Origin of the sequence: Methylobacterium brachythecii, assembly GCF_014196345.1 — a bacterium.
GTDB classification, from domain to species: domain Bacteria; phylum Pseudomonadota; class Alphaproteobacteria; order Rhizobiales; family Beijerinckiaceae; genus Methylobacterium; species Methylobacterium brachythecii.
Genome location: NZ_JACIDN010000006.1, coordinates 34,694 through 53,150 on the forward strand (window position 1 = coordinate 34,694; position 18,457 = coordinate 53,150).

The 18,457-nt window shown below is 67.4% G+C and carries 15 protein-coding genes; 7 read left to right on the top strand and 8 right to left on the bottom strand.

Features of this window, described 5'->3' with window-relative positions; genetic code table 11:
- Positions 1–237: 237 nt before the first annotated feature.
- A complete protein-coding gene (locus tag GGR33_RS16200) occupies positions 238–927 on the bottom strand; it encodes a Crp/Fnr family transcriptional regulator (protein ID WP_183507063.1) in 690 nt (229 codons plus the stop codon).
- Between the two features lie 332 nt (positions 928–1,259).
- Here GGR33_RS16200 and GGR33_RS16205 point away from each other — a divergent pair, with 332 nt between their 5' ends.
- On the top strand, positions 1,260–3,005 hold the full coding sequence (locus tag GGR33_RS16205; RefSeq protein WP_183507065.1) for an adenylate/guanylate cyclase domain-containing protein: 1,746 nt from the start codon (positions 1,260–1,262) through the stop codon (positions 3,003–3,005).
- A gap of 16 nt (positions 3,006–3,021) precedes the next feature.
- Here GGR33_RS16205 and GGR33_RS16210 read toward each other — a convergent pair whose 3' ends face one another.
- Positions 3,022–4,038, bottom strand: coding sequence for an ABC transporter substrate-binding protein (locus GGR33_RS16210; RefSeq protein ID WP_306484341.1), 1,017 nt, complete (start codon positions 4,036–4,038; stop codon positions 3,022–3,024).
- Positions 4,039–4,943: 905 nt separating this feature from the next.
- Positions 4,944–5,480, bottom strand: a complete 537-nt coding sequence (gene hslV / locus GGR33_RS16215; RefSeq protein ID WP_183507067.1) for an ATP-dependent protease subunit HslV — start codon at positions 5,478–5,480, stop codon at positions 4,944–4,946.
- Between the two features lie 208 nt (positions 5,481–5,688).
- Here hslV and dgcN point away from each other — a divergent pair, with 208 nt between their 5' ends.
- Both dgcN and dgcA read left to right on the top strand, forming a co-directional pair.
- Positions 5,689–6,702 carry an N-acetyltransferase DgcN gene (gene dgcN / locus GGR33_RS16220; RefSeq protein ID WP_183507069.1) on the top strand — a complete coding sequence of 338 codons (1,014 nt, stop codon included), beginning with the start codon at positions 5,689–5,691 and terminating at the stop codon, positions 6,700–6,702.
- A 4-nt stretch (positions 6,703–6,706) separates the two neighbouring features.
- On the top strand, positions 6,707–7,690 hold the full coding sequence (gene dgcA / locus GGR33_RS16225; RefSeq protein ID WP_183507071.1) for an N-acetyl-D-Glu racemase DgcA: 984 nt from the start codon (positions 6,707–6,709) through the stop codon (positions 7,688–7,690).
- A gap of 9 nt (positions 7,691–7,699) precedes the next feature.
- On the opposite strand, the gene GGR33_RS16230 is transcribed toward dgcA, so the two are convergent.
- Positions 7,700–7,984 (bottom strand): hypothetical protein, encoded by a 285-nt coding sequence (locus GGR33_RS16230; RefSeq protein WP_183507073.1) that lies wholly within the window; start codon positions 7,982–7,984, stop codon positions 7,700–7,702.
- 360 nt (positions 7,985–8,344) lie between these two features.
- Here GGR33_RS16230 and GGR33_RS16235 point away from each other — a divergent pair, with 360 nt between their 5' ends.
- Genes GGR33_RS16235 through GGR33_RS16245 form a run of 3 tightly spaced genes read left to right on the top strand, consistent with a single transcriptional unit; the run spans position 8,345 to position 11,378 of the window.
- A complete protein-coding gene (locus tag GGR33_RS16235) occupies positions 8,345–10,243 on the top strand; it encodes a sensor histidine kinase (RefSeq protein ID WP_284211557.1) in 1,899 nt (632 codons plus the stop codon).
- Positions 10,244–10,298: 55 nt separating this feature from the next.
- Positions 10,299–10,991, top strand: coding sequence for a peptidoglycan-binding domain-containing protein (locus tag GGR33_RS16240; RefSeq protein ID WP_183507075.1), 693 nt, complete (start codon positions 10,299–10,301; stop codon positions 10,989–10,991).
- 48 nt (positions 10,992–11,039) lie between these two features.
- Complete coding sequence (locus tag GGR33_RS16245) at positions 11,040–11,378, top strand: DUF1491 family protein (RefSeq protein ID WP_183507077.1); 339 nt, start codon at positions 11,040–11,042, stop codon at positions 11,376–11,378.
- Positions 11,379–11,382: 4 nt separating this feature from the next.
- Here the strand turns inward: GGR33_RS16245 and GGR33_RS16250 are convergent, their stop codons facing one another.
- The 4 genes from GGR33_RS16250 to GGR33_RS16265 form a co-directional block, all read right to left on the bottom strand.
- Positions 11,383–12,483 carry a hypothetical protein gene (locus GGR33_RS16250; protein ID WP_183507079.1) on the bottom strand — a complete coding sequence of 367 codons (1,101 nt, stop codon included), beginning with the start codon at positions 12,481–12,483 and terminating at the stop codon, positions 11,383–11,385.
- Between the two features lie 96 nt (positions 12,484–12,579).
- Positions 12,580–14,106, bottom strand: a complete 1,527-nt coding sequence (locus tag GGR33_RS16255; RefSeq protein ID WP_183507081.1) for a heme biosynthesis protein HemY — start codon at positions 14,104–14,106, stop codon at positions 12,580–12,582.
- 165 nt (positions 14,107–14,271) lie between these two features.
- Positions 14,272–16,365: a hypothetical protein gene (locus GGR33_RS16260; protein ID WP_183507083.1), complete on the bottom strand. Its 2,094-nt coding sequence runs from the start codon at positions 16,363–16,365 to the stop codon at positions 14,272–14,274.
- A gap of 124 nt (positions 16,366–16,489) precedes the next feature.
- Positions 16,490–17,194, bottom strand: a complete 705-nt coding sequence (locus GGR33_RS16265; protein WP_183507085.1) for a uroporphyrinogen-III synthase — start codon at positions 17,192–17,194, stop codon at positions 16,490–16,492.
- A 168-nt stretch (positions 17,195–17,362) separates the two neighbouring features.
- Between GGR33_RS16265 and tsaD the strand changes: the two genes are divergently transcribed.
- Complete coding sequence (gene tsaD, locus GGR33_RS16270) at positions 17,363–18,412, top strand: tRNA (adenosine(37)-N6)-threonylcarbamoyltransferase complex transferase subunit TsaD (RefSeq protein WP_183507087.1); 1,050 nt, start codon at positions 17,363–17,365, stop codon at positions 18,410–18,412.
- Positions 18,413–18,457 lie beyond the last annotated feature (45 nt).

Sequence of the window (18,457 nt, forward strand, 5' to 3'; positions counted from 1 at the left end):
GCCTCGCGTCGCCATCGGCAGATGGGTCGTTTGGTCGATCCGAGGAACTCGGCAGCGCAGCCTATCGCGTCTTTGATGGGTGCTTTCAGTCTGTCTGTCTCTATCACGCCGAGCCCCGCAAAGGACATCCACTGGGCATCGGCAATCCGCGGCCTCGCGCCCTTCAAGTCGATTGAGCGGCTGCGGCACGGGCTTCAAGCGATCGATGTCAGCGATCGCCATTCGACCGTCGTCCTATCATCGTCGCGAGAGACCGCATTCCGACGTCGCTCGTTCAAGGCCATGCCGGCTCAGAATGCGACAATGTCCGCGGCCAAGTTCGATCAGCCCCTGGCGCTTCCAGGCCTGAAGCTGTCGGTTGACGGTCTCGCGCGTCGTGTTGGCGAAAACGGCCAACTCGTCCTGGGTCACTTGGACGTCGTCGCCGTAATCTTCGGCAAGATCCACGAGCCGGCGGCCGATGCGCGCGGCGGGCGACAAGAGGTTCGTTTCTTCCATGCGCTCGCTCATCCACCGCACGCGCGCACACATCAGGTCGATCACGCGGAGTGCTAGGGTCGATTCTCGCGCAAGCAGGTCGAGAAAATCGGACCGACGGATGACCGACAGGATCGTCACTTCGGTGGCGATCGCGTCTGCGGTGCGGCACCCTCCGTCCAGAAGGGCTATCTCGCCGAAAACGTCGCCGGGACCGAGCAGATTGAGCGTGAGTTCGCGCCCCTCGGTCGTTCGCGTGACGATCCTCACCTCCCCGCGCCGTACGGCGTAGAGGGCATCGGCAGCGTCGTTCTTTTGGAAAAGAATTTCGTGAGCGGCCAATTCGCGGTTCGCAGAGAGTCTGGCGACCGTCTGCAGAGCGTCGTCAGCAATACCGGCGAATAGAGGATTTGCAGCTAGGATCTTGCCCAGCTTCACGTTTTCCAGCATCGGAGCCACCCGGCGATCAGTCAATCATGGTTATCGATGACAATGAAGCCTTTGCTCTTGTCGAAATAAGTGTCACCGGAAATAATCCGATTCGGACCTGTCATAAAGAAAATTGAATATTGCCGGGGGACGCCGCCGAAATTGTAGAATCATAAGAAAATATTCGCTCCCGAGGTTATCGTCTGCTGCGGAGTTGGTTCGTATACCACCCCACCGCGGACGGTGAGGTTCGCCGACATGCCTCGACATGAGAGATGGGGTGGCCATGAACTCGGTTCCGACGAACCGAGCCTTGTCTCGGATGAAGCACCTTAGCTCGGGTCGGACGCGCCATGATCGGAGCAAAGGCTCGGCCCCATAGGTCGTTGTTCGGAAAATACTTCGTCGCTCTTTTCGCAGCGGTGGCGCTCCCACTTTTCACGAACGGGAGCGTGGAAGCTTGGCTGGGCTATCGTGACCGGCGTGAGCAACTGCAAGACCAACTCGGCTTGGAGGGGCGTGCCGCAGCCTTTCGAATTAACGCCTTCATCGACACCATCCGAGAGCAGCTGGGCTGGATGGTTCAGCTCTCGTGGACTGCGTCGTCCGCTGATCGTCACAAGGTCGATGCCGCTCTCCTGCTCCGGCGAGTGCCCGCCATCATGAGCCTTACGCTCGCCGACGGAGACGGGCAGGAGCGGCTTCACGTTTCTCGGGTGGAGTTGAACAGATTCGACGGGGGCTTCGACCTAGCTGCCGATCCAGGCGTCGTTGGCGCCCGAACGAGCCGGATCTGGTACGGTCCGGTCACCTATCACCGCGGCTCCGAGCCCTTCATGACGATCGCGGTCGCAGGGAACCGCACGTCGGCTGGCTATGCCCTCGCAGAGATCAACCTCAAGCTGATCCAAGAAGTCGTTTCGGGCATCAAAGTGGGAGAGACGGGACAAGCCTTCGTCCTCGACAGTCCGGGACGGCTCATAGCGCATCCCGACATCAACCTCGTCCTCCGCGGCGCCGACGATCCCGCGGCACGTCCTCTGGTGGCGCTTCGCGAGGTCATTCACGCTTCCGGCGGGATCGCGACGGGGAAAGACGCCTCGGGGCAAAGCGTCATGGCCTCGATGTCGACGATCCCAGCGGTCGGCTGGACGGTGATCGTCATGTTGCCGACGGCAGAGGCCTTCGGGCCCATCTCTCGGGCTCTGGTGCGCACGGGGGCACTTCTGGTCGTCGGCGCGCTGTTCGCTGCCGTGCTCGCCTATTGGCTTGCACGCCGAATGACCGGTCCGATCCAGCGTCTGGAGTACGGCACCGAGCAAATCGGTGCCGGCAATTTCGAACACCGAATTGCGATCACGTCCGTCGACGAATTGGGCCGGCTCGCCGCGCGCTTCAATGCCATGGCAGGAGAGCTGGCGATTTCACAGGAACGACAGGAGCGCATCAGACGCCTGAAGCGATTCCTTTCGCCCCAGATTGCCGAGCTCGTCGATCGCACGGGAGACGACAACATTCTCGATGGCCAGCGCGTGACCGTCTCGGTCATCTTCTGCGACCTGCGCGGCTTTACGGCTTTCTCCGCCGCCTCGTCACCTGACGCTGTGATGGATGTGCTCGGCAGCTATTTCGAGGCACTCGGTCGCGTTGTCACGGCGCATCGTGCGACCTTGATTTCCTTCACCGGCGACGGCCTCATGGCGATCTTGAACGCTCCCGTGCGCGTGACGGACCCCGCCTTGGCTGCTGCTCGACTGGCCATCGACATGCAAGCCGCAGTTCAAAGCCTGCTCGTCTCGTGGCGCGGCAAGGGCCATCAGATCGGCTTCGGCGTCGGTGCCGCGATGGGGGCCGCCACCGTCGGGCGGATCGGATACGAGCAGCGATACGACTACACTGCCATCGGCCCCGTCGTGAATCTGGCGGCACGGCTGTGTGCGTCAGCGGCGGACGGACAGATTCTGGTCGATGTGAGCTTGGCCGATAGTCTCGGCGGCCGTGTGACGATCGCCTCCCTCGGCTCACGACCGTTGAAGGGGCTGAAGGACGATGTACCCGTCTTCTCGGTCTCCGACGGTGTTCCGCGCGAGCCCCGATGACGGAGAGGACTCTCGCTCATTCGATGACTGTATCGGCACCACTGAGCAGGGACGGCGGTATGATCAAGCCCAGGAGGCCGGCGGTCTTCGCATTGATGAAGAACTCGACCTTCGTCACGAGCTGCACCGGCAGATCCTTCGGGGATTTTCCCTTCAGGACCTCCCCTGTGTAGATCCCTGCCTGCAGGTGCGATTGCGTGAAGTCTCCGCCATAGCTCAGCAATCCGCCACACAGAACGAAATCTCTCGACTGCGTGATGGCCGGCACCTTGTAGCGAAGGGCCAGCTCGGCGAGGAGTTGACTGCGATTGGCGAAGTAAGGGTCGGACGTGAAGACGATCCCGCTCGTTCGTCCGCTGAAGACGCTCGCGAAGATCGGCTCGAACTCTTCCTGACGAGCGACGGGTGAGACCTGAAGTTCGACACCGAGACTTTCGGCGGCCTCGTTCAAGGAGCGCAGTTGCGAGCGCGCCGTCGGGCTGGTGGGATTGATGATGACCGTGAACGCCGTTGCTTTCCGCACCACGTCACGAAGAAACTCCAAGCGCTTGCGCGAGACATCGACGCTCAGACTCGAGATTCCTGTCACGTTCCCTGGCGGTCGAGCCAGGTTGTCGACGACGCCGAGCGCGACAGGATCTCCACCCATTTCGAAAATGACCGGGATCGTCGGCGTGGCCGACTTCGCTGCAAGCGCAACGGGAGCGCCACCTGGTGCCACGAGGACCTTGACGCCATGCTCGACGAGTTGCCGAGCAAGCCCCGGGAGCCTGTCATAGTGGCCTTCGGCCCAGCGAAATTCGAGGATCACGTTTCGGCCCTCGTGATAGCCGGACTCGGCCAGACCTTCGCGGAAATAGGCGAGGCGCGTTGCGAAGAGCCGAGGCGACTCGGGACCGAGGTATCCAACAATGGGGTTGGCGGATGACTGAGCGAGTGCAGACGGTATTCCCGCTGTCATGACGCCCAGCCAGCCGAGAGCATCCCGTCGGGTTGTACGACTCGTCAACTGACGTGAGATCGACTCGGACATTCCATCGAGAGACCGTGGCGTTTCCATTGCGGACGGGCTCAAAGAGCATCTAATCGTTCGCGCGAATACTATAGATCTCAAACAATTCGATGAAAATGATTATTGTCAGGATTTTTTGGATGAGGCAAGCTCGGTGAGCAGAACGACGGCACATATCTGATTGGACGCATGATCACCGCACGATCAGGCTAGAAATTGTCGAAATGATCTTCTCCGCTCGGTAGCACTCGAATGGAGAAGATCGAGCCGTTGCCAGTGTTTTTGAGCGCATGCCAACGTTGTTTTACGAATCATTCGTCATCTGGACTTGCAGCTTGAGACCCCAATGTTGTCATACATGCGGTCGAATCGATTTTCCCCTCCATCGAAGGCGCCCGTGCATGTATTTGTCGGCGATCGATCGAGCCGCATATACTGCCCACGGATCGGGGTCATCCGCATGCGAGCCTCGTCGACCGCCTTCTGAGCTGGGCGTGCCTGCGAACTCGCGGCGCTCATCGTGGAAGCGGCCACGATAAGTAGAGCAGAACAGATCTTATTCATGAGTTGAGCCTTTCGAGTTGTACGGCAACCGCGCCGTGGACAATCTCGATTTCACAGATCTCAAGCCGGCGATCTGTGATCCGCATCACACTCGCCAAATCAGCGGCTGCCGAAGCGGCGTTCGGGCGAAACCTCGGGCCGCGGATTCCATGTCCAGAAAGTTCGACATTCGGCAACTTGCCGTCTCCCAGGCAATTCTGAGCTCAGGTCCAACTCCCGCAGCTTCTCGGGCGACAGAGTCGGGCCGAACGGGGTCGGAACGGCAACCCGCTCCCGCGGTTAGGCGAAGGCTAGGCGCTCAAATGCCGTGATGGGACTCGCGAAGCTCTGGTCAGCGCAATCGAGTCATTGGGGCAAACGTGTCAGGCCCCATCGGTCTCGAGCGCCTCGATCACGAGATTGCCATTCGTGTAGACGCAGATTTCGGCCGCGATCTTCATCGCCTTGCGCACGATGGCCTCGGCGTCGAGATTCTGGTCTTCGAGGGCGCGTGCGGCGGCCAGCGCGTAGTTGCCGCCGGAGCCGATAGCCATGACGCCGCCCTCGGGGTCGAGCACATCGCCGGCTCCCGATAGGAGCAGGCTGACGTACTTGTCGGCGACGACCATCATTGCCTCGAGCCGGCGCAGGTAGCGGTCGGTGCGCCAGTCCTTGGTCAGCTCGACGCAGGCACGGGTGAGCTGGCCGGGATACTGCTCCAGCTTGGCCTCCAGCCGCTCGAACAGCGTGAAGGCATCGGCCGTCGCCCCGGCGAAGCCGCCGATCACCGTGCCCTTGGCGAGGCGCCGCACCTTGCGGGCATTGCCTTTGACGATCGTCTGCCCGAGGCTGACCTGACCGTCACCGCCGATGACGACCCGGCCGTTCTTGCGCACCATCAGGATGGTGGTGGCGTGCATGAGCGGCGTGGAGCTTGCGTCGGCGTGAGGCAATGGGGCTTTCCGTGTCGGCTGTGATCGTTGCGATCAGGTAGGCGCTGGCCGGCTCGCCTCCAAGACGTGTGGCCGGATCGCCGGCTCTCGTATAGCCCCGACCTGACGGATCGACACCGGCTCGTCGCAGCCCTCGGGCTACGACAGGCCAACCTTCATCGATGGACGTGAACCCATGCAGATCGCCACGCCCTACCTGATGTTCCTCGGAGACGTGCCCGACCGGCTCGCGGCCAAGACCGCCTACGGCATCGCAGACTGGCGTCCGGAATGGTGCATCGGCCAGATCCGCATGGAGGGCTGCGCCGCCGATCTCGGCATTCCGGACCTGACGCTGAACGAGGCCGTGGAGAAGGGCTGTCGCACGATGGTGGTCGGCGTGGTCAATGCCGGCGGACGGCTGCCGGAGCAATGGGTCGCCGAGATCGTCGAAGCGCTGGAAGCCGGGCTCGACGTGGCCAGCGGCCTGCACGTGCGCCTCGGTTCGATCCCCGAGATCGCCGACGCCGCGCAAAAGCATGGCCGCCAGCTCCACGACGTCCGCCACAGCGACGAGCGGTTCGACACCGGCAAGGGCACAAAGCGCTCGGGGCTGCGCCTGCTCACGGTCGGCACCGACTGCTCGGTGGGCAAGAAATACGCGGCTTTGGCTCTCGAAAAGGGCATGCGCGAGCGCGGCTTCGATGCGGATTTTCGTGCGACGGGCCAGACTGGCGTGTTCATCTCCGGACGCGGCGTCGCCATCGATGCCGTGGTGGCCGATTTCATCTCCGGCGCGGTGGAATGGATCTCTCCGGATTCCGATCCCGCGCATTGGGATCTGATCGAGGGCCAGGGCTCGCTGTTCCACCCGTCCTTCGCCGGTGTCAGCCTCGGCCTGCTGCACGGCGCGCAGCCCGACGCCTTCGTGATCTGCCATGAGCCGACCCGCACAACCATGCGCGGCGTGAAGCATCCGCTGCCGTCCATCGCCGAGGTGATCGCGCAGACGATCGCCAGCGGCCGCCTGACCAATCCGGGCATCCGGCCGGTCGGCATCGCCGTGAACACGCAGGCACTGGAGGAGGCGGCGGCCCGGAAACTGCTCGACGATCTCGCCAGGGAGCACGATCTCCCGGCGACCGACCCGGTGCGTTTCGGCGTCGAGGGTATCGTCGATCGCATCGCCGCCGAGTTTCCGAAGGCCTGAGCCCATGACCCGCCGTCTCTCCGTCTCGGTCGAGCGCTTCCCGATCTCCGGCGCCTTCACCATCGCCCGCGGCAGCCGGACGGAAGCCGTCGTCGTGGTCGCGACGGTGGAGGAGGGGGAGATCCGCGGACGTGGCGAGTGCGTGCCCTATGCGCGCTACGGCGAGACGGTGGAGAGCGTCATCGCGCTGATCGAGGCGCAAGAGAGGGCCGTGGCCGACGGCCTCTCGTCGCGCGATCTGCTCGACCGCATGAAACCGGGCGCCGCCCGCAACGCCGTCGATTGCGCCCTCTGGGATTTCGAGGCGAAGCGCTCCGGCCAGCCAGTCTGGGAAATGCTGGCGCTCGATGCGCCTGCGCCGACGACGACGGCCTACACGCTGAGCCTCGGCGATCCCGAATCCATGGAGGCGGCTGCCCGCAAGGCCGCGTATCGCCCGCTGCTGAAGGTGAAGCTCGGAGGGGAGGGCGATCCCGCCCGCATCGCCGCCGTACGGCGGGGCGCTCCGGAGTCGCGCTTGATCGTCGACGCCAACGAGGCCTGGCGGCCCGAGACCATCATCGAAAACCTCGCCGCCTGCACGGCGGCGGGCGTCGGGCTGATCGAACAGCCGCTGCCGGCCGGCGAGGACGCGCTCCTCGAAACCATCGACCGCACCATCCCGATCTGCGCCGACGAGAGCCTGCACGACCGCGCCGGGCTCGACGCGCTGGCCAGGCGCTACGACGCCATCAACATCAAGCTCGATAAGGCCGGTGGGCTGACGGAAGCGGTGATGCTGTCGGCGGAGGCGCAATCGCGCGGTCTCGCGATCATGGTCGGCTGCATGGTCGGCACCTCGCTCGCCATGGCGCCGGCCATGCTGCTCGCCTCACGCGCAGCCTATGTCGATCTCGATGGGCCTCTGCTGCTTGCGCGCGACCGTGAGCCGGGTCTGCACTACGAAGGCAGCCTCGTGCACCCGCCGACGCAAGCGCTCTGGGGATAGGTCTGCCGCTCAGCGAAGATCGCTGCCGCGCCATTCCGGACGACGGTCGACGGCCAGCAGCGTGTCGCGCGAGGCGGTCTGCGTCGAGAGCCGCTTGACCAGCTCAGCCGTGGCGGCCTGGGCCGCCGCATCGCGCATCCCCGCCGGTAGTGCCCCTGCCAGCGCCGCGAGCTGTTCGCCCTGCCGCTCGGCCGCCGCCTTGAGTTCGACGACCGGCGGTGCGGTGCCGTCGCGCTGCATGGCGAAGTAGGACAGGCCGCCGATCACGAGGGCGGCCCGAAAAAGGAACGACATGGTGCGACCTGCTGGATGCTGGGCGTCGCGCCCGCATGATGGCGTCGAGCCTCAACTTCGCACCTGAGCGTGAAGCGCATCCCACGCAGCGGTTGAAAAAGGAGGGCGTGGTGAACGAAGCCTTGTCCCAATCGCATCGCCCTTGGGGAATCGCCGAAAAGCGAGAAGCGTGGCTGTGGAAAACTTCTCCGGTTTGATCGTCGGAGTGCCTCCCGCATCCAATATCGGACGCATGCGACTCGATCCGACGCTTTCGCTTCATCGTCACTTAAACCGCCTCTGCGACGGTTCGCATCGGATGAAGCTGTGAGCTTGAAGGGCGCGAAATCCGGTCGTCGTTTGCGGCCGATCGCGTTGGGCGTGACGAGTTTGCGTATCACCACGACCTTTGCGTCCCTGTTCGACGCCCGCCTGGCGGGCCTCGTTCACGAGACGGCTCTCGAAGAGCCCGGAATGCGCTTCCGGCACGAGCGTTTCCTCGTGTCGCGTCTCGCCGCAGGCGCGGTGATGATGGCGGCCCTTCCGCCCTATCTGCTGTGGCGCGGTGTCCCGAGCGGCATCGAAGCGCTCGGCATCGCCTCGCTGTTCCTGCCGGTGCTGGCCGCCGCCGTGCTCTCGCGGACCGGCATCCTCTGGATCGCGCACGCCCTGTCCTCGGCCGGCCTGACCGGCGTGGTGGTCTGCCTCGCCGCACTCACCGGTGGTTCGAGCTCGGCAGCCGCCCTCTGGCTGGTGGCCATCCCGCTCGAAGCGCTGGTCTCCGGTTCGATCCGCGCCACGGTCGCAGCCGCGCTCATCGCGGCTCTCGGCGCACTCGCGGTCGCCGTGGCTGGTCAGTTCGACCTGACTGCTCATGCCATCGGTTGGCCGAGCGCCATCGCGATGCCGCTCTTCGCGATCACCGCAATCGGTCACATCTCGGCGCAGGCCATCGAGCACCTGCGCCGTGAGGGCGAATGGCGCTCGCGGATGCGCGACAACGAAGCCCGTGACCGCCTGCTTCTCTCGGCCATCGACGACCTCGTGACCTGGCACGACGGCAACGGCCGTGTGCTGGAGGCGAGCGCCTCAGCGCTGAAGTTCGTCGGCACCGAGCCCGGCCGCCTGCGCGGCCTCGGCCTGCTCGACCGTGTCCATATCGGCGACCGTCCGGCTCTGCTGAAGGCGATCAGCGACGTGGCCGCGAGCGGCGAACCGGTCACCGTTCCGTTCCGCCTCCACCTCGCCGCACCGAGCGCCGATGGAAGTCTCACCATCTTCGCCGAGATGCGTGCTCATCGGATCGAGGCAGGCCTCGGCGGTGCCGCCGCCGCGACCGTCGTCGCGGTCACCCGCGACGTCTCGGAGCATCACCGCCACGCCGCCGAGCTCGACAAGGCCCGCGCGGATGCCGAGCGCGCCGATGCGGTGAAGAGCCGGTTTCTGGCGACCGTCACGCACGAGCTGCGCACGCCCCTCAACGCCATCATCGGCTTCTCCGAGGTGCTCGGAGGGGAGGGCGCCTGCACGATCACGGCCGAGCGCTCGAAGGAATACGCCGACATCATCGCCTCGTCGGGTCGGCACCTGCTCGGCGTCGTCAACACGCTGCTCGACATGTCGCGCATCCAGAGCGGACATTTCGACTTCGATCCCGAGATGCTCGACGTTTCGGAGCTCGTGAACGGCTGCTGCGACCTGATGCAGATGAAGGCCGACGGCGCCGGCATCCGTCTCGTTCGCGGGGTGATCCCGCACGGCGCGGTTCTGACGGCCGACGCGCGGGCCTGCCGGCAGGTGCTGATCAACCTGATCTCGAATGCCGTGAAGTTCACGCCGAAAGGCGGCCGCATCGAGGTCGGGGTTCGCAGCGGCGGGAACTACCTCGACCTGGTCGTGGGCGATACCGGCTGCGGCATCGCCGAGGCCGACCTGCCGCGCATCGGCGACCCCTTCTTCCAGGCGAATGGTGGCTACGAGCGGGCGCATGAGGGGACCGGCCTCGGTCTCTCGGTGGTGCGTGGCCTCGTCGGGCTGCATGGCGGATCGGTTTCCATCGAGAGTGCGCCGGGCCTGGGCACGACCGTCTCCGTGACGCTGCCGGTCGAACCCCGCCGCAGCGACGCTCTGGCCGAGCCGGCACCGATCCGCGCCAGCCTGCGCGGCGCGGCGTCGGCCGACGAGCCCGCTCCGACCGTCGTGCGCCTGCCGATCGGCCTCTTCGACGACACCCCTTTGCCTCGCAGCGAGAGCGCGCCCGCGCTCCGGAAAGCCGGCTGACCATGCCGCGCTTCCCGTCCCCCGCAGCACCCCGAACCATCGAAGGAGCCCGTTGATGCGCGAGCCAAGCACGCGGCGGGATCAGCGCGAGATCGTCGTGCCGCGCGACATGCGCCCCGCGAAAGCCGCCGCCAAGGCCGCGCCGCGCCGTACCGCCCACGAACCGTCCTCCGGCTCGGCAGGCGCCGAATTCCTCGCGACCGTGGCCAGCTTCGGCCGCTGGCTCGTGAAGACCTGCATGAGCCGTCCCGGCGAAGCCTTGGGGTCCGTCGCCGCGCTCGTCGCGGTCGGTTATGTGAGCGTGAACGCGCTCGGCCGCCAGTCCGGGCCTCATCCGGCTCCGATCCTGCCGAAGGCGGCGATTCAGCAGGCCAAGGCCGGCCCGGCGCCAGCGGTCACGGCTCCGGCGACGCCCGTCGCGGCGGCCGCAGAACCTGCCGCGCGAGAGAAAGCCGAACCGCGGCAGGCAGAAAGGTCACCCGCCCGCGACCCGATCGCGGACATTCTGCGCACACCCGGAGACACCACGGCGTCGGTGACGCCGAAGCCGATCGACAAGGTGACCCAGGCTCAGCGCGCGCTGGCGAAGCTCGGCTACGGCACGATCAAGGCCGACGGCGTGATGGGACCGGCGACGAAGACGGCCATCGAGAAGTTCGAGCGCGACCGCAAACTTCCGGTGACCGGCGAGGCCTCCGGCCGCACCTTGCGTGAACTCGCCGCCAAGGCCGGCGCAGCCAAGGGCTGACGCCGACGGCGGGATGCAACACGGCGCCCGACACGCTATCGCGGTGTCATGCCTCGTCTCCGTGCCGATTTCTGGGTCTCCGCGCATCTGCGCCGTCTCGCCGTCGAGGGCATTCCCGCCGTGCAGCGCCGGCGCGGATCGCCCGAGGCCGGCGCGATCTTCCTCAAGGTCGACCGCCTGAACGGCACCGCCGATCTCTACGGTCCAGCCCCGCAGGCTCTGATCGAGGCAGATGACGGCGAGCGGCGGTTCGCGGCGATCCTGACGGGTGCCGACAGCCCCGACGTCGAGACGCGCATCGCCAAGGAAATCCGCTTCGACGAGGATCTCTGGATCATCGAGATCGACGACCGCGACGGACGCCACGGCCTCGAACTGGTCGAGTGATGGCTCAGACCGTCTGTCGGGCGCGAGCCGGCAGGATGTTGCGCGGAGAAATCCGCTCGGCCACCGGCCGCGGCTTGTCCGCATCTGGGGCGTAGTAGGGCCGGTGCTCCGAGCCGACTGACCGCTCCGGCAGCTTCAAATCGAGAACCGCCGCAAGGAGGTCGCGTGAGGCCGGACGCGTCAGCGAGCGGAAGAGCTGAACCAGCGAAAATACCCGGTCGGCCGAGCGCGCGACCGTCGCGTTCAGCGTGAGGAAGACATAGACCGCCTCGGCCTCGGCCAGGTTGGCCGCGCGCAAGGCGAGCGTCAGCAGATCGTAGCGTGAGGCGGGATTTGGCGCCGAAGCGAGAAAATTCGTCGGGAGGCCGAGCGCGCCGGCAAGCGCTGCGGTGAAGCCTTTGACGTCTCCGTCGCGAGACAGCCCGGTGAGCGTCTGGCCGAGATCGCGCTGAGCCTGGGGATGCGAGCGAAGAGCCGCCGTCGCCGCGACCGCCTCGTGGATCTTCACGCGCAAAGCCGACTCCGCGTGCAGCCAGAGCGGGGCGAGGTCGGCGACGGCGACATCGGAGCGCGCGAGCAGAGCGCTGGCGACGTCGCTCTCGTGACGGGCTCGACTGATGAGGTCGTCGAACGTCGAGCGGTCGAGCGCAACGTCGCTTTTGGGTGGCTGAACCAGCTCAGCGGCTTCGGCGCTATGCCTCGACTTCAGGTCGCGCTCGGCGCGGGCAGCGATGGCCGCGCCGACATCGGCTCCTGAGGCGAGGGCGGCAGCGATGACGATCGGCTCGAGCAGGTGTGCTGTCTCGATCACCTCCAGGCAGGCTTCTCCGCCGCGGGCGGCCAGGGCGGCGAGCACCGGTTGCGGCGTCTCGGGGCAGCGCGCGAGCTTGCGAGCGACGGTGAGCACAGTCTCGTCGTCCACTGTCGAGATCAGACCGGTCGCGAGAGAAGCGAAGGAGGACAGCACGGCCCGGTCGCGGATCGGCGCGGCCAGAAACAGATCGGTCTGAACCCGCAAGAGAACCGGTTTCAGGTCGAGCCCCGGATCGCGCGACAGTTCGATGAGGCCGGTGAGGTCCGGCGTGTCGATGACGGATGAGGTCATGGGCTTTCGATAACGCAGAACTCGCTTTGCCCAGGTTAAGCGAGTTTGCGTGAATCGAGCTTTAAACCGCGCGAATCGCGGATGTCCCGGCCCCGCTCACGAGAGGCCGCGCAGCTCCGGAGGCTCGTTGCTGCCCGCCGCCTGTCCGGCCTTGAAGACGGGCGGTACGGGCGGCGTGCCGCTGTCGACGAGATAGGCGCTTCCGGCAACCGGATCGCCCTTCGGCTTGGCCGTCATCGTGGGGCCGTCCGCGCGAGCCGTGGATGAGGCGAGGTTCTTGACCCCCGTCGGTGCCGACTCCGGCTCGTGCTCCGCATCATCCGCCCCGGGTCCACCGAGCAGCTCCGGCGGCGTCTTCCAGACGAAGGCGTCGACCCGCCCGGAGATTGGCGAGACGGGAGCCCAGCGCTCCGAGACGATGCCGTCAGCGATCCAGGCCGGATCGCGCGGCGCGCGCGTGGCGCGGGCGAGCCATTCGCGGGCGCGGCCCGTCTCGGCACCGTGCTCGCCCTGCTCGATTCGCGCCATCTGCAGGCAGATGCGCACTGTCGGATGGTCGGCGACAAGTGGCGCCAGCACGTCCCGCGCCTTGGCGAAGTCCCGCGCCTCGGTGGCCGCCTGAGCCACCGCGAGGCGAGCCTCGGGATGCCAGCTGGACAGCCGCGCCAGCACTTCGGCGCGGTTCAAGCGATCCTGCGTCGAGTCGCCGGGGCGCAGCGTCAGGTAGACCTTCGCGAGATCGGGATGCGGCTCGGCCTTCCACGCCGTCTGCAGCACCTTCGCCGCCTTGCGCAGGTCGCCCTTGCGGGCGAGCAGCCGGCCGGCGATGCAGGCGGCAGGCACGAGATCCGGTACGAGATTGACCGCTTTCTGCGCCTCGGCGAGCGCCGCATCCGGCTCGCCGGCCTCATGGAGCTGAGCGGAGGCGGTGAGCAGCACGGCGCGCTGGCGGCGAGCGGCATTCTTGTCCATCAGCCCGAGCGACGCGCGGCGCTCGACCGTCTCCGTCGCGCCCGCCCAGTCCCCGTCGGCGCATTGCGCTTCGAGCACGGCATCGTTCGCCCAGGTCACGCTGGGCGCGAGACGGGCCGCCTCGGTGGCATAGGCGCGCGCTGCGGAATCGTCCTCGCGGCGGCGCGCCTCGACGTAGAGGCCGCGCAGCCCGAGCACTCGTGTCTCCGGATCGTCCGCCATGCTGCGGAACGCCTTCTCGGCCGCGTCGCGGTCGCCGGAAATCTGTGCCGCTTGCGCCTTGAGCAGCAGCGTCAGCGGCTGCGCGCCGAGCAAACGCTCGGCATCGCCGGCATGGCGCCGGGCCGCGAGCGGATCACCCGAGCCGACGGCGATCATGCCGCGCGAGAGCGCCGACATTCCCTTGGCGCGTCGGCGCTCGCGCGTCGAGCGGCTGAGGAAGCCCGGCAGGCCGATCACGCCGCGTACCACCGCGAGGATCAGCCCCACCACGAGCACGGCGACGAGAACGCCGACCAAGGCCACGGCGAGGCTGACGCCGATCTGGTAGCCGCTCCAGACGATGGTGACGGTGCCGGGATGGTCGGCGACCCAGACGGCGCCGAAGGCGGCAACGGCCAGGAGGGCGAGGAAGACGAGAGCGCGCCACATTCGGTCAAGAACTCCAGAACGTCGAATGGCCGGATCGCCAGCGATCGGCCGCGCTAAACTGTTGCGGTGTAACACGGTCCGGCGACGGCGCGTCATCCGCGCCGCCGATCCGCGCCAGGATCGTCCACCCCAGTTTCAGGGGGCTTTCGAGCTCTGAAGTCACCTTCAGCGGCCGGCCGCGGGCGCCGAGAGCGCCTTGAAGGCATCGGCCTGCAGCGCCTGAGCGGCAGCTCGGGCGTCGGCCGCGGATTTGAGCCGCGCGCCGAACTCCTTGGCCTGGGCGCGGTCAGCCTCCGACATCGCCGCGAAGGCCTTGGCCGCGGCATCGAGACGACCCCGGTCGAGCGCGTCCTGCACCTTGGCCTCGGGCTCGTCATCGGCCGCCGGCACCGCCGTCGTCGAGCCACCAGACGTGCCGACGCGCTTCACCTGCACCACCGACTCCGCCATGCCCAGCAGGCGGTCGCCGATGCTGCCGCTGGAAGCGCGCGCGGCCGAGCGCGCCGAGCGGCGTGCCGACGCGATCTTTTCTGCGATCGGCCGGAATTCGTCCGCGAGCGCCTGGGCGGTCGGAGCACCGGAATCGGCAAAGGCCGCAAGGGGCTGGAACTGCGCGCCGTCCCCTGGGTCGTTGCCGCGCAGGCTGGCCAACGCATCCGCGTAGGGAGCACCCGTTGCCAGCGCATCCGAGACCCGGTTGGCCGCGACGGCGCGCAGCGCCGACTGGACCGTCGCCGCCTTGGCGCTTCCGTCGACCGTCTTGTCGAGGACGGCGATGCGGTCGCCCTGCTCCTGAAGGCGGCGATCGACGGCCTTCGCAGCCTCCTCGGCCTGGGCCTTGCCAGCCTCGGCCGTCTGACGGCTCGCCTGGGTCACTTGCTGAACGGCTTCGATCGCCGACGCGATCCGGCCATCGAGCGATTGCTGAAGCTGGTCGAGGCGCTGGCCGAGCGCCTTGTCGGCCGCCTCGTTGTTCTTGGCACGAGCCTCGACGTCGCCCTGCAAGGCCGCGAGCTTCGGCGCCAGATCCTCCTCGGGAACGCTGGCACCCTGCGCCTGGCTCTTGGTCTCGATCGCCTTCAGCCGCACATCGAGGTCGGCGAGGCGAACCGGATCGTCACCGCTGCGCGCGGCACCGGGCTTCGCCTCCGATCCCTGATCGCGGGCCGGCTCTTCCTGCAGGGCCGAGACGCGCTGGTCGAGGGCATCGAGCCGCGCGGCCAGATCAGCCGGAGCCGCCGGTGTCCCCTCGGCGGCAGGGGCAGAGGAGCCCGACGCCTTCTGCAGCGCCTGATCCGCCTTCTCGCCAGCGCTGGACGCGGCGGCCTGGGCTTTGGTGATCGCTTCGGCCAGCGGTTTCAGCGCCGTCTCGTTGGCGCTGACCCGCTTGTCGAGCGCCGTCACCGCGCTGCCGGAAGCGAGCGCTGCAATGCGCTTGTCCAGATCGTCGAGCCGAGCCTGGTCGCCCTTCGGAGCCAGTGCGCCCGTCTGTGCGAGCAGGAACAGCAGCAAGGCGCCGATCACGCCGCCGACGAGGCCGGCGATGGCCAGAGGGGCGAATCCAGGTCCCGCAGCGGCAGCAGCCGCTCCTGCGGGCGGTGGTGTACTGCCCGCATCCTTGGCCGCTGGCTTGGGACCCGCGGGATTGGCGCTGGGGTTCGCCTTCATGTCGATGATCGGGCCGTCGGTGAGCGCGTCGTCACGGCCGACCCGCGAGGCACTCGTCTGTGGCTTGGCCGACGCACCGGAAGCGGATGGGTTCGGTCCCGAGCCTGCCTTGTCGGCTCCGACTCCGACGCCAGCCGTGCTGGTGCTGCCCTTGAGAGGTTCACTCGGCTTCGGCGCGCCGGACGCAGCGGACGGCGGCACGGGCGGGACCGCGCTGCTTCCAGTGGCGCCGGGCTTGGCCGGCTGTGCCGGCGTCGGTCCAGATGTCTTCGCGGCGCCGGCGGCGGATGACGCGCTCGATGCGGTTGCGTGAGGACCCGAGCTGCTGGCAGCCGACGAGGCGGTGCTGGCGCCGTCTTTCGAAGCTGCCTGCGATGCCGTCTCGGACGGCTTGGCGCCAGCGTTGCTGACGGTTGCGCCGGGCTTTACCGGCTCGGCCGCCTTCGAAGCCTCATTCGGCTTAGCGGTGGCGCTCGGCAGCGGCGTGCTGCTTCCGGTCGAACCGGGCTTGGCCGGTGCCGATCCCGGCTTTCCGGCGGTGTCGTCCGGTCGGTCGCTGGATTTGCCGCGCTCGTCTACCGGTGATGTCACGGGCGTGTCGTCCCTCTCGTTCGGCCTTGCATCGGCGGCGGCCGTTCGGGATGCCACCGTCGCGCAGGCCCGCCGTCTTCCGCCGGCTTCGTCTCGTTGTTCAGCTCGGGCGAGGGCCTCGCGCTCAGGTCGGTTCGGGGAGACCGGCCAGAAGCGCATCCTCGCTCGGCTGTGCCGCAACGAAATGGGCCGCGATCCCGGCCTCGACCAGGGGTAAGGCCACGTCTGCGGACAGGCTGTAGTGATCAACTATCCGAAATGGCGCGTCGAGTCCGGCAGAATGCGCGAGCCGAAGGGCCGTCTCCGAGCTGCGGCGGGAATAGTGCAAAGCCGCCGCGAGGCTTCCTTCGCGCAAGGCCTCCGCCACCGGCTCGGGAAGCGTGGCGACGGGTCGCGCCGCGTAGGCCTCCCAAGGCGTTACGTCGTAACCGACCGCGACGAGGCTCGCCATCGGCTCCGCCTTGCGATCCTCGCCAGCCACGTGAAGCAACCTCGAACCGACGGGCAGATGCGATTGGACGAGGCGCGCCAGGGCCACCGCATCGCCGTCCGCGTCATGCACCCGGTCGAGACCGGCCGCGCGGGCAGCATCGGCCGTTCGGCCTCCGACAGCGAAAACCGGAACCGGCGCTTCGAGATCGCTCTCGGCGAGGACGGATACCCCTTGGGCGCTGGTGAGCAGCACGGCGTCGAAACGGCCGGCCGGCCTGAGCCGCCCTGTGGGCGCGACCGTAAGGATTGGCTCGACCAGAGGCTCATGCCCAAGCGCCCGAAGTCTCGCCGCCGTGCGCGAGGCGCCCGGCTCGGGACGGGCTACCCAGATCCGCATCGAGCCCTCCCTTCGATCGGCCGCGCTGTTCGGCTTGATGGATCTGCCGTAAACCCTCGGCCCATCCTTTTCCATGTATGCTCGGCTCATCCCGGCCGGACCGCCTGGCGACCTTACCCTTCCGGCGACCCGGCCCGCGACGGCCGACGCCTCCGTGAGCGAAACCCGATGAAGATCCTCGGCATTGAGACCACCTGCGACGAGACCGCCGCCGCGGTGGTCGCCAAGCCCGACGGCGACGAGCCGGGCGGCCAGATCCTCTCCAACGAGGTCTTGAGCCAGATTGCCGAGCACGCGGCCTATGGCGGCGTTGTGCCGGAGATCGCGGCGCGCGCCCATGTCGAAGTGCTCGACCGCCTGATCGAGCGCGCGCTGGATAAGGCTGGCACGACGCTGGCCGAACTCGACGGAATCGCCGTGGCCGCGGGTCCTGGCCTGATCGGCGGCGTGTTGGTGGGGCTCGTCACGGCCAAGGCGCTGGCGCTCGTCTCGCGCAAGCCACTGCTCGCGATCAATCATCTCGAGGCCCATGCGCTGACGCCGCGCCTCACCGACGGGGTCGCCTTTCCGTATCTCCTGCTGCTCGCCTCGGGCGGCCATACACAGCTCGTGGCGGTGCGCGGTGTCGGCGATTACGTCCGGCTCGGAGGCACCATCGACGACGCCATCGGTGAGGCCTTCGACAAAATCGCGAAGCTGCTCGGGCTCGGCTATCCAGGCGGCCCAGAGGTCGAGCGGATGGCCGAGGCCGGCAATCCGGAACGCTTCGCCCTGCCGCGGCCCATGCTCGGCCGGCGCGAGGCTGATTTCTCCCTGTCGGGCCTCAAGACGGCCCTGCGCATCGAGGCCGAGAAGATCGCTCCGCTGGCGCGCGCCGACGTCGCCGATCTCTGCGCGAGCTTCCAGGCTGCCGTGGTCGACGTGGTTGCCGACCGGGTGCGCGTGGCGCTCCGCGGCTTCGACGCCGTCGCCGGCCAGCCGACGGCTCTCGTCGCATCCGGCGGTGTCGCGGCCAATGGTGCGATCCGTCGAGCGCTTGCGGCGCAGGCAGGCCAGGTCGGCCTCAGCTTCGTAGCGCCTCCGCTGCCACTCTGCGGCGATAACGGTGCGATGATCGCCTGGGCAGGCCTCGAGCGCTTGCGCGCCGGTTTCGTCGACGATCTGACGGCCCCCGCCCGAGCTCGGTGGCCCTTCGCCGTGGCGGCGACGGCAGCTTAAGGGGAATCGGCCTGCGTTAGCGGCTCTCGATCCGGGTATTGGGCA

What these genes read in the sequence shown, in the direction of transcription:
- GGR33_RS16200 (WP_183507063.1), bottom strand. Translation starts at nt 927, where the DNA reads ATGCTGGAAAACGTGAAGCTGGGCAAGATCCTAGCTGCAAATCCTCTA.
- GGR33_RS16205 (WP_183507065.1), top strand. Translation starts at nt 1,260, where the DNA reads ATGATCGGAGCAAAGGCTCGGCCCCATAGGTCGTTGTTCGGAAAATAC.
- GGR33_RS16210 (WP_306484341.1), bottom strand. Translation starts at nt 4,038, where the DNA reads ATGTCCGAGTCGATCTCACGTCAGTTGACGAGTCGTACAACCCGACGG.
- hslV (WP_183507067.1), bottom strand. Translation starts at nt 5,480, where the DNA reads ATGCACGCCACCACCATCCTGATGGTGCGCAAGAACGGCCGGGTCGTC.
- dgcN (WP_183507069.1), top strand. Translation starts at nt 5,689, where the DNA reads ATGCAGATCGCCACGCCCTACCTGATGTTCCTCGGAGACGTGCCCGAC.
- dgcA (WP_183507071.1), top strand. Translation starts at nt 6,707, where the DNA reads ATGACCCGCCGTCTCTCCGTCTCGGTCGAGCGCTTCCCGATCTCCGGC.
- GGR33_RS16230 (WP_183507073.1), bottom strand. Translation starts at nt 7,984, where the DNA reads ATGTCGTTCCTTTTTCGGGCCGCCCTCGTGATCGGCGGCCTGTCCTAC.
- GGR33_RS16240 (WP_183507075.1), top strand. Translation starts at nt 10,299, where the DNA reads ATGCGCGAGCCAAGCACGCGGCGGGATCAGCGCGAGATCGTCGTGCCG.
- GGR33_RS16245 (WP_183507077.1), top strand. Translation starts at nt 11,040, where the DNA reads ATGCCTCGTCTCCGTGCCGATTTCTGGGTCTCCGCGCATCTGCGCCGT.
- GGR33_RS16250 (WP_183507079.1), bottom strand. Translation starts at nt 12,483, where the DNA reads ATGACCTCATCCGTCATCGACACGCCGGACCTCACCGGCCTCATCGAA.
- GGR33_RS16255 (WP_183507081.1), bottom strand. Translation starts at nt 14,106, where the DNA reads ATGTGGCGCGCTCTCGTCTTCCTCGCCCTCCTGGCCGTTGCCGCCTTC.
- GGR33_RS16265 (WP_183507085.1), bottom strand. Translation starts at nt 17,194, where the DNA reads ATGCGGATCTGGGTAGCCCGTCCCGAGCCGGGCGCCTCGCGCACGGCG.
- tsaD (WP_183507087.1), top strand. Translation starts at nt 17,363, where the DNA reads ATGAAGATCCTCGGCATTGAGACCACCTGCGACGAGACCGCCGCCGCG.